The sequence below is a fragment of the Bacteroides faecichinchillae JCM 17102 genome, from assembly GCF_000614145.1.
Lineage (GTDB): Bacteria > Bacteroidota > Bacteroidia > Bacteroidales > Bacteroidaceae > Bacteroides > Bacteroides faecichinchillae.
The window spans coordinates 66,691-79,106 of record NZ_BAKK01000017.1; the positions used below are offsets into that span (position 1 = coordinate 66,691).

The 12,416-nt window shown below is 37.2% G+C and carries 12 protein-coding genes; 6 read left to right on the top strand and 6 right to left on the bottom strand.

Translation table 11 applies throughout. From position 1 onward, the window contains the following. Positions 1 to 7: 7 nt before the first annotated feature. Together JCM17102_RS10620 and JCM17102_RS10625 are read right to left on the bottom strand one after the other, a co-directional pair. Complete coding sequence (locus JCM17102_RS10620; RefSeq protein ID WP_025075097.1) at positions 8 to 1,078, bottom strand: efflux RND transporter periplasmic adaptor subunit; 1,071 nt, start codon at positions 1,076 to 1,078, stop codon at positions 8 to 10. Positions 1,079 to 1,312: 234 nt separating this feature from the next. Beyond that, on the bottom strand, positions 1,313 to 1,495 hold the full coding sequence (locus JCM17102_RS10625; protein WP_025075098.1) for a hypothetical protein: 183 nt from the start codon (positions 1,493 to 1,495) through the stop codon (positions 1,313 to 1,315). Positions 1,496 to 1,764: 269 nt separating this feature from the next. Here JCM17102_RS10625 and JCM17102_RS10630 point away from each other — a divergent pair, with 269 nt between their 5' ends. The 5 genes from JCM17102_RS10630 (at position 1,765) to JCM17102_RS10650 (ending at position 6,436) form a co-directional block, all read left to right on the top strand. Beyond that, complete coding sequence (locus JCM17102_RS10630) at positions 1,765 to 3,066, top strand: Na+/H+ antiporter NhaC family protein (protein WP_025075099.1); 1,302 nt, start codon at positions 1,765 to 1,767, stop codon at positions 3,064 to 3,066. Between the two features lie 145 nt (positions 3,067 to 3,211). Then, positions 3,212 to 3,760, top strand: a complete 549-nt coding sequence (locus tag JCM17102_RS10635) for a 30S ribosomal protein S16 (protein ID WP_025075100.1) — start codon at positions 3,212 to 3,214, stop codon at positions 3,758 to 3,760. Positions 3,761 to 3,921: 161 nt separating this feature from the next. Then, on the top strand, positions 3,922 to 4,314 hold the full coding sequence (locus tag JCM17102_RS10640) for an L-rhamnose mutarotase (RefSeq protein WP_025075101.1): 393 nt from the start codon (positions 3,922 to 3,924) through the stop codon (positions 4,312 to 4,314). 16 nt (positions 4,315 to 4,330) lie between these two features. Then, on the top strand, positions 4,331 to 5,641 hold the full coding sequence (fucP, locus tag JCM17102_RS10645) for an L-fucose:H+ symporter permease (RefSeq protein ID WP_025075102.1): 1,311 nt from the start codon (positions 4,331 to 4,333) through the stop codon (positions 5,639 to 5,641). Between the two features lie 99 nt (positions 5,642 to 5,740). Next, positions 5,741 to 6,436, top strand: a complete 696-nt coding sequence (locus tag JCM17102_RS10650; protein ID WP_025075103.1) for a DNA alkylation repair protein — start codon at positions 5,741 to 5,743, stop codon at positions 6,434 to 6,436. Between the two features lie 295 nt (positions 6,437 to 6,731). On the opposite strand, the gene JCM17102_RS10660 is transcribed toward JCM17102_RS10650, so the two are convergent. From JCM17102_RS10660 to JCM17102_RS10675, 4 genes are read right to left on the bottom strand one after another with little or no spacing between them, the layout of a single operon-like run. Further along, positions 6,732 to 8,066 carry an ABC transporter substrate-binding protein gene (locus JCM17102_RS10660; protein ID WP_025075105.1) on the bottom strand — a complete coding sequence of 445 codons (1,335 nt, stop codon included), beginning with the start codon at positions 8,064 to 8,066 and terminating at the stop codon, positions 6,732 to 6,734. A gap of 31 nt (positions 8,067 to 8,097) precedes the next feature. Next, entirely contained in the window at positions 8,098 to 8,895 is a 798-nt protein-coding gene (locus JCM17102_RS10665) for an ABC transporter permease (protein WP_025075106.1), read from the bottom strand. Further along, complete coding sequence (locus JCM17102_RS10670; protein WP_025075107.1) at positions 8,889 to 9,686, bottom strand: ABC transporter permease; 798 nt, start codon at positions 9,684 to 9,686, stop codon at positions 8,889 to 8,891. Before JCM17102_RS10670 ends, JCM17102_RS10665 begins: the two co-directional genes overlap by 7 nt. Positions 9,687 to 9,697: 11 nt before the next feature. Then, entirely contained in the window at positions 9,698 to 11,089 is a 1,392-nt protein-coding gene (locus JCM17102_RS10675; protein WP_025075108.1) for a polyamine ABC transporter ATP-binding protein, read from the bottom strand. 138 nt (positions 11,090 to 11,227) lie between these two features. On the opposite strand from JCM17102_RS10675, the gene JCM17102_RS10680 reads away from it, so the two are divergent. Then, entirely contained in the window at positions 11,228 to 12,328 is a 1,101-nt protein-coding gene (locus JCM17102_RS10680) for a TlpA disulfide reductase family protein (RefSeq protein ID WP_025075109.1), read from the top strand. Positions 12,329 to 12,416 lie beyond the last annotated feature (88 nt).

The following is a 12,416-nucleotide window of genomic DNA, read 5'->3' on the forward strand; positions in this document are numbered from 1 at the left end:
TTCAGACTTACTTTTGCGCAGTGACCGGCATAACTTGTTTTTGAGATATTACTTCTACGGACATTCCCTCGGAAAGAAAACGTAATTTGCTGACTGCTACCGTCTCACCCGCTTGTAATCCTCCTTTTACCTCTACTTTTCCATCAGGCAACAATTCTCCCAGAATAACTTTTCTTTTGGATACTTTTCCCGTAGCATGATCAACTGTCCAAACATAATCGCCTTCTGTAGGACGATGACTGAGAGCTGTTTGCGGCACTGTTACTACCTCAGCCGAAGATGAAGAAGGAAGATCGAGCAATACTTTTCCTGAAATACCAGCGGGCCACTCACCTTGTTTATTAGGCAACAGAGCAGTCATTAAAAAAGAAAGATTATTGCGAGTAGTACTTTTTGAAATGTCCACTACTTTAGCAGAATACATTGCATTCGGTCGGACATCAAAACGAACCCCCACATCTTTTATATGTCCGGCCTGAAATGCAATCTCTTGTGTGACATAGGCTTCTATTTTTAGCTGTGTAATATCAATAAAAGAAATAATAGATTGAGTAGCTTTCACATCCTGAAATTTTTCAATGTATACTTCACCTACATATCCGTCAAAAGGAGCAACCAAGTGAGTATCTTCCAATTCGTTAGTGGCAGTTTCAAAAGCAGTTTTTGCCGCAGTATATTCAGCGTGTGCTTTCTCGTAAGCACTGGCCGACAAATTATCTTTCTCAAACAACACTTTAATACGTTCAAATTCAGCTTTTGCTTGTTTATATATGGCTTCCGCTTTTGCTTTACGAATACGAAAATCACGAGAATCTATTTCAGCAATGATATCTCCCCGGCGATAGAAATTTCCGGGATATACCTCAAAACGGTCAATCGGTCCGCCTACACGAAAAGAGAGTTCGGTTTCTTTGAAAGGTTTTGAAATAAATGAAAATTCACGATTTGAAGAAGGTACCGCGGTTTCTGCTTTCACCACTTTTATCCTTACCGATTCTTCTGACTTTTTCTCTCTTTGCCCACATGCAGTAAGTAGGCAAAGGCAGAAAATGCTCATTGAAAATTTTATCATTCTCATTCTATTATAAGTTATTATATTATCAATGGCACGAAAGTAGACGAAAAGGATAAGACCGTCTTGAATTTAATTTCTGAGACGGAAAAGAAGGAGATGAAACGGAAAAAGAGAGGTATGAAAAGAAAACAAAAAGGTTGTAATCGCCAGGCAAACTAAGAGTTCATCACTAACATCTAGGAATGGGCGAAAAAATATAAGAAATGAATAGAACAATAGAGATAAAAAGGATTTTTCCTATTTATTATGTCCCGGAGCATAATATTTGGCCGATTTACTTCCTGTCACTTTCTTAACCTGACCTGGAGGTATTTTGTTTTCCTTGTGAGGTTTGGACTTAACCCTCACATATGTAGTACATGCAGTTAATCCCAAGCACAAGAACATAGTAAAAAGAATCAAAAGCAATTTGGTTTTCATATCATCATTTTTTTTAAAAGAACAAAGAATAAAAGAAAAAGTTTATAAATGATAAAAGAAAAAGAATCCAACAAAAACTACAATTCAACAAATACAAGTTTGAGACTGTTAAAACATAAATCAGCTTACTTATTCCATTTATTAACAAAGTTTTTCGTTTTCATATCTCTATTACTTTAACTATTCTTTTTGCCACTTGTTATGAAAAGCATTACTTTTGCATCAATATTTCGAATTTGAAATAAAAATAAAAGCTACAATATACATTTATGACTGAAGAAAAAATTCATAAGAATCGTTCCGGTAGTTGGTGGGCACTCAGTCCATTGCTCGTTTTCCTCTGCCTCTATCTGGTAACTTCCATTCTGGTCAATGACTTTTATAAAGTGCCTATAACCGTAGCTTTTCTCGTTTCTTCCTGTTATGCCATCGCAATTACACCCGGACTAAAACTAGATCAACGAATTTATCAGTTTTCCGTAGGAGCGGCCAATAAGAATATTCTGCTCATGATCTGGATATTTATCCTGGCAGGAGCATTTGCTCAAAGTGCTAAACAAATGGGAGCAATTGATGCCACCGTAAATCTGACACTGCACATTCTACCGGATAATCTTTTATTGGCAGGAATATTCATTGCAGCCTGTTTCATTTCGCTGTCCATTGGAACTAGCGTAGGAACCATTGTTGCCCTTACCCCTGTGGCTGTAGGATTAGCGGAGAAAACTGAGATAGCGCTTCCTTTTATGGTAGCTGTAGTAGTTGGCGGTTCATTCTTCGGAGACAACTTATCTTTTATTTCCGATACAACCATTGCCTCAACAAAAACACAAGAATGCGTAATGCGTGATAAGTTCCGAGTAAATTCTATGATTGTAGTTCCGGCAGCAATCATTGTATTAGGTATCTATATTTTTCAAGGACTGTCCATCACCGCTCCTGCCCAAGTACAAAATATAGAATGGATAAAGGTCATTCCATATATTATAGTATTAGGAACTGCCATTGCAGGAATGAATGTTATGCTTGTATTGATTATAGGTATCCTGACGAGTGGTATTATAGGCATAACTACCGGAAGTTTCGACGTTTTCGACTGGTTCGGAGCAATGGGAACAGGTATTACCGGTATGGGAGAACTGATTATCATCACCCTGTTAGCCGGAGGTATGCTTGAAACAATCCGATACAATGGAGGTATTGATTTTATTATCCGAAAACTAACCCGCCACGTCAATGGAAAAAGAGGTGCGGAACTGAGTATTGCCGCTTTGGTAAGTATTGCCAACTTATGTACAGCCAACAACACTATCGCCATCATCACAACGGGACCAATCGCCAAAGATATTGCTCAGAAATTTCATCTCGACCGTAGAAAGACAGCCAGCATTCTCGATACTTTCTCCTGTCTGATACAGGGAATCATCCCTTATGGAGCACAAATGCTGATTGCTGCCGGACTGGCTAACATCTCTCCTATCAGCATCATTGGTAACCTCTATTATCCGTTCACAATGGGGGCTTGCGCATTGCTGGCAATACTTTTCCGTTACCCAAGAAGATATTCTTAAGACAGATAAAACTTCTGATGACGTGATTGTAAACAAAGAAAAAGGACAGAAATATTTGTCAATCAAAAGAAAAGCCGTATCTTTGTGCCCGCTATTACGAGTTAATGGCATAATTCAAATCAATCATTAAAAAACAATTAGTAAAATGGCAACTAGAATCAGATTGCAAAGACACGGACGTAAAAGTTACGCGTTCTATTCAATTGTAATTGCAGACAGCAGAGCACCACGTGATGGTAAATTTATTGAGAAGATTGGTACTTACAACCCGAACACCAATCCTGCTACAGTAGATTTGAATTTCGACGCTGCATTGGCATGGGTACTGAAAGGCGCTCAACCAAGTGACACTGTACGTAATATCCTTTCTCGTGAAGGTGTTTACATGAAGAAACACCTGTTGGGCGGTGTAGCTAAAGGTGCATTCGGCGAAGCAGAAGCAGACGCTAAATTCGAAGCTTGGAAGAATAACAAACAGTCAGGTTTGGCTGCTTTGAAAGCTAAAGAAGACGAAGCTAAGAAAGCTGAAGCTAAAGCACGTATGGACGCTGAAAAGAAAATCAACGAAGAGAAAGCTAAAGCACTTGCTGAAAAGAAAGCTGCTGAAGAAGCTGCTAAGGTTGCTGCTGAAGCACCTGCAGAAGAAGCTGCTCCGGCTGAAGAAGCTCCTGCAACAGACGCTGCTGCTGAATAAATTTTGGCAAATTCCTAATAAGAAATTTGGAAAAGCAATAAATCCTCTCCGGTTCACTCGGAGGGGATTTTTGTTTTATGCTACAAAACATAGGGTAAGACTTTCCTCTTTCAGAATAAATTGCTTTTCTTTACACTTATATAACTCAGTATAAATGTCATATGGAAACACCTCAAACCGGTTATAAAGTAAAGTCATACCATACTCCCGTCAAACGATATTGCCAGACTCTTGACTTACGTGATTCTCCCGAACTGATTGCCGAGTACAGAAAAAGACATAGTCAAAAAGAAATATGGACTGAAGTCCTTACAGGAATTCGTGAAGTTGGAATTCTGGAAATGGAGATTTATATTCTCGGTACCCGACTGTTTATGATTGTGGAGACTCCTATTGATTTTGACTGGGAGACAGCAATGGCACGTCTGAATACTCTCCCTCGCCAACAGGAATGGGAAGAATATATGTCTATTTTTCAACAAGTAATTCCCGGTATGAGCTCAGCTGAGAAATGGAAACCTATGGAAAGAATGTTTCATCTATATAATATCTAATTCACTTCAAACAACTATGAAACACAATAGACAGTCTATCTTGTCAAAAGATGGGATCAGTTATCTTATCCCTTTCATCCTGATCACTTCTTGCTTTGCTCTATGGGGATTCGCAAACGACATTACTAATCCGATGGTGAAAGCATTTTCCAAAATATTCAGAATGAGTGCTACAGATGGAGCATTAGTACAAGTAGCTTTTTATGGAGGTTATTTCGCCATGGCTTTTCCTGCTGCTATCTTTATCCGAAAATATTCTTATAAAGCAGGCATATTGTTAGGTCTCGGCCTATATGCTTTCGGTGCTTTTCTGTTCTTCCCGTCTAAACTGACAGGAGAATATTATCCGTTTCTGATAGCTTATTTTATATTAACTTGTGGGCTTTCTTTTTTGGAAACAAGCTGTAATCCGTATATTCTCTCTATGGGAACGGAGGAAACAGCCACGCGAAGATTAAATCTTGCCCAATCTTTCAATCCGATGGGCTCACTGCTCGGAATGTATGTAGCCATGAACTTTATTCAAGCTAAGCTGAATCCAATGTCGAGCATAGACCGTTCACAACTCTGTGAAAGTGAATTTCAAGCAATTAAAGAAAGTGACCTCAGTGTACTGATTGCTCCTTACCTTGCTATTGGAGGACTTATTTTAATCATGCTAATACTGATTCGCTTAGTGAAAATGCCTAAGAAAGGAGAGGAAAACCATTACATCGACTTTTTCCCTACATTAAAACGTATCTTCGCTCAGGCTCGTTATCGGGAAGGGGTGATAGCACAATTTTTCTATGTAGGAGTGCAGATTATGTGTTGGACATTTATTATTCAATATGGTACACACATATTTATGACACAAGGTATGGATGAGAAAAGCGCAGAGATTTTATCTCAACAATACAACATTATAGCAATGGTTATTTTCTGTATCAGTCGTTTTATCTGTACTTTCATCCTTCGTTATCTGAGTGCCGGAAAACTTCTAATGATTTTGGCAGTATCGGGAGCATTGTTTACATTAGGAACTATATTATTCCATAATATATATGGATTGTATTGCTTAGTTGCGACTTCCGCTTGTATGTCACTCATGTTCCCTACTATTTATGGCATTGCCTTGAAAGGTTTGGGAGACGATGCCAAGTTTGGAGCCGCAGGATTAATTATGGCTATCTTAGGAGGCTCTGTACTTCCTCCATTGCAAGCAAGTATTATTGACCTGAAAGAAATAGGTACTTTCCCTGCTGTGAATATATCTTTTATTCTGCCTTTTATCTGTTTTCTGGTAATTGTCAGTTATGGGTATCGAACTGTTAAAAAAGAATGGTAGATTTGCCACTCAAAAGGATTACATCATTGCAATAGGATGATATCACCCTATTGATATATATATTTATATTTTTGCCAATCATTAATTATAAAAACCACCATGGTAACATCAGAAAATATCCGCAAAGAGCTGAAAACTTTAGCTGACGCTAAATATAAAGAATTCCATTCTTCCCTACTTCCAGGCACTGATAATGTGTTAGGAGTACGCATTCCTCAATTACGTACAATGGCAAAAAGAATTGCCAAGGAAAACGATTGGCATCTTTTTATAAAAGCAACAGAGTCTAATTATTATGAAGAGACTATGCTGCAAGGAATGATTATCGGATTGGCTAAAATAAATTTTGAGGAACAAATGAACTATGTAAAGATGTTTATTCCCCGTATTGACAATTGGGCAGTTTGTGACATTTTTTGTGGCGAACTAAAGGCTTTCGTAAAAAAAGGAAAAGGGGAAGTCTGGCTATTTATTCAACCTTATCTATATTCTGACAAGGAATTTGAAAAACGTTTCGGAATTGTTATGCTTTTACATTATATTGATGAAGAATATATTGATAGATTATTAAAATATGCAGATCAATTTGAACATGAAGCATACTATGCACGTATGGCTATGGCATGGGTGATATCTACTTGTTTTGTGAAATTCCCGGATAAAACAATGGAATATCTGAAACAAAGTAAATTAGATACTTGGACCTATAACAAAGCATTACAGAAAACAGTAGAATCCCTACGCGTCAATAAGGAAACCAAACTACTGATTAAAAGCATGAAGCGAAAACTATAAAAAATGAACTATACAAAAGGACAGAAAAAACATCCTAATGTTTTTTTAAATCACCACAATGTTTAAAATCAAATCATTGAGAAGATTGATTTCAAACATTGAGATGTTTTTAGATATCAAAAACTGTTTCCAGAGACATCAAAAAGGTTCTTATTTTGCGATTTGTCAAGCATTAATAGTTCATTCCTCAGCTATTAATATCCTAGATCTCACTATTGATACTCCATTTTCAGCCATTAATACTCTAAAAGCGGGTCAATATATGGACAAAAATCATTTGTAGAAGTTGAAACTATTATTGTTTTATTCGCTTATTCTTCCTCCGACTCCTACGCCTTTGTTGTTTCTGTCGATTATAGCGTTGCCATCTTTTATAAATCATCCAGCCACTCATCAGTCCCACTACAACTAAAATCAAAATAGTAATACCAACTCCTAAATTATCACCTTTAATACGAGACCAAATATCCAACACTTCTTTTGTTTGATCCCCGAAATCTCGAATCATTGCACAGCGTTCTACTACTTTATGATCTGGATATTGTATCTTATCAATCTGAATACTATCAGCTCCGGGACCAAAGAAATAGCTTAAATCCGCAAAATAGTTAAGTGTACTATCTATCTTCTCCTCCATAATTTCAGGAGTAGCAATTGAACTAACATATCCACAAAAATCCATATTACGCAAAGCAATATCCGGACGACACATAAAATTTATAAAGTAGCTGGCAGCCTTCGGATTCTTTGCATATTTAGGAATAACCCAACCATCATACCAAATATTACTTCCTTCTTTAGGCACTACATAATCAAGGTCTACTCCCACAGCACTCGCCTCCTCAATTGCCCAAATAGCATCACCACTCCAGGTCATATTCAGATAAGCCTTGTTTTTCGTCATCATCTCCTTCCCGAAATCAGCTTCCCAACCAGCAATATTCGGTTTCAAAGCTTTCAGATACTTCTCCACTAATTCCATGGCACTCGGAGAATAATCATTCATCAATTCTTCTACAGTAACCTTCCCTTCTTCCAAATCCTTAGCATGAGCATAAATGATAGCTGTACCATAAGCATCACGATAGCTATCTTTCATCAATATCTTACCAGCATATTTCTTATTCCACAGGCAATCCCATGATAACGCATCCGAATCGGGAACATAAGCACGATTATAAAGTATACCGGCTGTTCCCCACATATAACAAACTGCATAACGACTAGCCAGTTCACCCGGCTGGCTCAATTTATCAATTTGTTCACGAATAAAAGGGGATACATTCTTCATATAATTTGGCGAATGTGCAAAACTAGTATCAATAGGCAACAACAAATGTTTCTTCAACATTCGTTCGATGATATATTCTGAAGGACAAACAACATCAAAATCCTCATGCCCTTTTTCTATTTTTGTCAGCATGATTTCATTGATGTCAAACGTCTGATAAACGATACGGATATTTTCGCCGGTCTGCTCTTTATAATAAGCCTGGAAATCTTCAAGCACACTATCACCTATATAATCTGCCCAATTATAGATTTTAAGGACCCTTTCACGCGGTTCTCCTGAGTTATAGCAACCAGCCAAAGACAGTAATAACAAAATAACAGGTATTATTCTTTTCATTTTATTCTTCACCTAGAGCACATTAAATAATCTATTCATATTTCTTCTTTGCTTTATCAACCCGATAATTAAGTACAATTAACAAAGCCAATACCACAACAAAGATAATAGCAGACAACGGACGAAGTTCAGGCGTCAAACCTCCTTTACGGGCGTCTGCATAAATATAAGTCGAAAGTGTTTCCAAACCTTGATTACCAATAGTAAACACTGTTACAGCAAAATCATCAATAGACAAAGTTAGAGCAAGCATGAAGCCACTGATCATCCCCGGACGAATCTCCGGAATAATTATTTTCCACAAAGCTTGCATAGGTGTAGCCCCTAAATCGAGAGCAGCTTCATAAATATTTGGATTCATTTGCTTCAAACGTGGCAAAACGCTCAATACAACGTATGGCGTACAAAAAGTAATATGCGCCAACACGACTGTTATATATCCTTGAGTTATACCTACGGAAACAAACAAAAGAAAAAGAGAGATACCAGTAATAATATCTCCATTCAAAATGGGAATGCTATTCACAAAACCAATTGCTTTTCGTGAACGGGCTTTTAGATTGAATATACCAATAGCAGCGATACTACCTAGTAAAGTAGAAGCTGTAGCTGCCAATAAAGCTATTGTTATAGTGTTTACCAGTGCATTCATCAAAGAATGGTGAGTACCGGTAGTAAATAAAGAGGAGTAAAGTTTTGTAGAGAAACCGGTCCAGTTACCCAATACTTTTGCTTCAGTAAATGAATAAATAACAATAATCACAATCGGTGAATAAAGCAATAAAAGCAATATCCATAAATAGGTCTGAGCAAAAATCTTCTTTACCATAATCCACCTCCTTCGTTATTATCCTTATCATCAGTACTGAACAATGAAGTAGCAGCAATCAGTAACAACATAATCAGTGAAAGAGCAGCGCCATAGTTCCACATGCTATTATTGATATTCTCCTGAATGGTTGTACCAAATAGTTTGATATTGTTCATCGTCAATAGTTCGGCAATGGCAAAAGTAGAAATAGTTGGCATAAATACCATCATAATACCACTCATCACACCCGGCATAGAAAGAGGAAGTACTGCTTTAAAAAAGACTTGTAGAGGATTGGCCCCCAAATCCTGTGCAGCTTCAATGTAACTATGATCCATCTTCTGAAGAGTGTTATAAATCGGATAAATCATAAAAGGAATGAAGTTGTACACCATACCAAATATTAATGCACCTTCACCTAAAGGAATACTAAAGAAATCGAATAAAGCAACAGTTGCTAACGTACGTACCAAAATATTCACCCACATAGGCAGAATAAAAAGTACGACTAATGCCTTGGAACGATTCAGTTTACTGTTACTAAGTATCCAAGCTGCAGGATATCCCAACAGGATACAAACAAGAGTAGTAATAATGGCAATACCGATCGAATATACAAAAGTATTGATTGCTTCGGGATGTTCAAAGAACTTCTGAAAATTAGCTAGGGTCAAATGACCATTATCGTCAGTAAAAGCATACACAACAATCAGAATTAACGGTATGATTACAAAAATCACCGAAAAAATAATGTATGGCAGAGTCCAACTCTTACGTGATAACAAAAAGACTAAAAACCTCTTATTCACTTCCTTTCCTGTTAATCGGTTATTTTAATTATACGAATCGCATCTGGAGGGATGGTAATACCTACACGATCACCATCATCCCATACATCGTTCGTATCTACAAATACATTCTCGTCCCAATCGGACAATACAGTCAGATGATAATGATCTCCCTTATAAAGGATAAATTTCACTTCACCGGTTAATGTGCCGTCTTCTTCGTTATCCTGCAAAATTACTTTATCAAAATCAACTTCAACTTTGATTTCCTCATTGGGTTTTATATCCTCTATCGGAATACATTCAAATGAACACCCTAAAAACTCCACATGAGTAGTATCCAGTAATTTTCCTTCAAATGTATTACATACCCGTTCTTTCTTCATAATGTGGATATCAAACGGCTTCACTAATAGTCCTACTTCTGCTCCGACTTCGAAGTGATGATAATCTTGTACCAGAAATTCATAACCACCACAAAGTACAGTCATTTCATAATGTACGCCTTTGAAAATAGAAGTCTGCACCACTCCTACCAACTGAGCCATATCTGAAACGGGGAAAATATAAAGATCTTCTGGACGAATCACAACATCTACCGGTGTATTCTCACCAAAACCTTCATCCACACATTCAAATTCAGTACCACAGAAATAAACCAACTTATCACGAACCATTGTACCATTCAGAATATTACTTTCACCAATAAAATCTGCAACAAAAGAATTTATCGGTTCATTATAAATATCTATCGGAGTACCTATCTGCTGAATCTTACCTTCACTCATTACCACAATCGTATCGCTCAATGTCAGCGCCTCTTCTTGGTCATGAGTTACATATACGAAAGTGATCCCCAAAGATTTGTGCATTTCTTTCAACTCCATCTGCATATCCTTACGCATTTTCAGATCAAGTGCTGCTAATGGCTCATCTAACAATAATACTTCCGGTTCATTAACAATAGCACGTGCAATAGCTACACGCTGCTGTTGCCCTCCGGAAAGAGAATCGACATCACGATACTCATAGTCTGTCATACCTACCATTCTCAAAGCAGCCTTCACCTTCTTTTCAATAATCTGTTTCTGTATCTTCTTTAGCTTTAAGCCAAATGCAATATTATCGTACACATTCAAATGCGGAAATAAAGCATATTTCTGAAATACGGTATTCACAGGACGTTTATGAGGCGGAGTTTGAGTTATTTCCTTACCAGAGATTCGGATTACACCCTCCGAAGCTGTCTGAAAACCGGCAATGAGACGCAACAATGTAGTCTTTCCACAACCGGAAGGCCCAAGTATGGTGACAAACTCTCCCTTTTTCACGTTCAAAGTCACATCATCCAACGCTGTTTTCTCGCCAAAAAACTTCGATACATGACTAACTTCAATGATGGATTTATCTTCTTGCATATTCATACTAAAAGTTTGGGTTGCAAAGGTACGTATTTCTACGATTTCTTCCTAAGGTTAATCTAATATAACAGTGTTTTTCAATGCCTGAGAGAAAAAAAAATTATCTTTGCATAAATATTTATTCACTAATCTTACAAAAGCATGAAAAAGTTTACTTATTTAGTTATTGCTACAGCTGCATTAAGCATGGTAGCTTGTACTGGTCCAAAAGCCGGATATGTCATTACCGGTACAGCGGAGGGAGCTGCTGACGGGGATACTGTTTATCTGCAGGAAAGAACCGGTAGAAGTCTGACTAAGCTTGACACAGCTATTATCTCTAATGGAAAATTCACTTTCGAAGGTGTACAGGATTCTGCAATCAATCGTTATGTAACATATAAAAATGGTGCTGAACCTTTAATGGTCGATTTCTTCCTTGAAAATGGAAAAATCAATATTACATTAGGAAGTGAAAGAAGTACTGCTACCGGTACTTCGAATAATGATGCATATCAGGAAATCAAAAATAAGATTGATGAACTTAATGCAAAAATGAAGGCTATATATGAAGCTATGGGGGACACTACTCTCAGCGACGAACAAAAAGCAGCTAAACAAGAAGAAGGAGCACAAATTGAAGAAGAATTTAACAAAGTTATCAAAGAAGGAGTAGAGAAAAACATCACGAACCCTGTTGGTATCTTCATGTTCAAGCAGACCTTTATGGAAAATACAACTGCAGAAAATGATGCACTATTACAACAAATTCCGGTTAATTTCCAAAATGACGCTGCAATTGTTCAAATCAAAGAACTCATAGATAAGCAAAAAAAGACTGCTGTAGGTACTAAATTCATTGATTTTGAAATGCAAAATCCAGAAGGAAAAATAGTAAAACTTTCCGACTATGTAGGTAAAGGTAAAGTGGTATTGGTTGATTTCTGGGCAAGCTGGTGTGGCCCTTGCCGTCGTGAAATGCCTAATCTGGTAGAGACTTATGCCAAATATAAAAATAAAAACTTCGAAATCGTTGGTGTATCATTAGATCAGGATGAAGCTGCATGGAAAGAAGCTATTAAAAAAATGGATATGACCTGGCCACAAATGTCTGACCTGAAATTCTGGCAAAGTGAAGGTGCTCAGCTTTATGCTGTAAACAGTATTCCTCATACTATCTTAATCGACGAAAACGGAACAATTGTTGCTCGTGGTCTTCATGGTGAAGAACTTCAAACTAAAATTGCTGAGTTTGTAAAATAACTCAGAATTTATAAAGAGATATAACAAGTTGTTGTTATTCGCTTAAAAACATACAATTAAATTATAAAATTTTAGCCCCTGTAATTTT

Bases quoted from the DNA above. Each gene is read 5' to 3' on its own strand.
- JCM17102_RS10620 (WP_025075097.1), bottom strand. From the start codon at position 1,078: ATGAGAATGATAAAATTTTCAATGAGCATTTTCTGCCTTTGCCTACTT.
- JCM17102_RS10625 (WP_025075098.1), bottom strand. From the start codon at position 1,495: ATGAAAACCAAATTGCTTTTGATTCTTTTTACTATGTTCTTGTGCTTG.
- JCM17102_RS10630 (WP_025075099.1), top strand. From the start codon at position 1,765: ATGACTGAAGAAAAAATTCATAAGAATCGTTCCGGTAGTTGGTGGGCA.
- JCM17102_RS10635 (WP_025075100.1), top strand. From the start codon at position 3,212: ATGGCAACTAGAATCAGATTGCAAAGACACGGACGTAAAAGTTACGCG.
- JCM17102_RS10640 (WP_025075101.1), top strand. From the start codon at position 3,922: ATGGAAACACCTCAAACCGGTTATAAAGTAAAGTCATACCATACTCCC.
- fucP (WP_025075102.1), top strand. From the start codon at position 4,331: ATGAAACACAATAGACAGTCTATCTTGTCAAAAGATGGGATCAGTTAT.
- JCM17102_RS10650 (WP_025075103.1), top strand. From the start codon at position 5,741: ATGGTAACATCAGAAAATATCCGCAAAGAGCTGAAAACTTTAGCTGAC.
- JCM17102_RS10660 (WP_025075105.1), bottom strand. From the start codon at position 8,066: ATGAAAAGAATAATACCTGTTATTTTGTTATTACTGTCTTTGGCTGGT.
- JCM17102_RS10665 (WP_025075106.1), bottom strand. From the start codon at position 8,895: ATGGTAAAGAAGATTTTTGCTCAGACCTATTTATGGATATTGCTTTTA.
- JCM17102_RS10675 (WP_025075108.1), bottom strand. From the start codon at position 11,089: ATGAATATGCAAGAAGATAAATCCATCATTGAAGTTAGTCATGTATCG.
- JCM17102_RS10680 (WP_025075109.1), top strand. From the start codon at position 11,228: ATGAAAAAGTTTACTTATTTAGTTATTGCTACAGCTGCATTAAGCATG.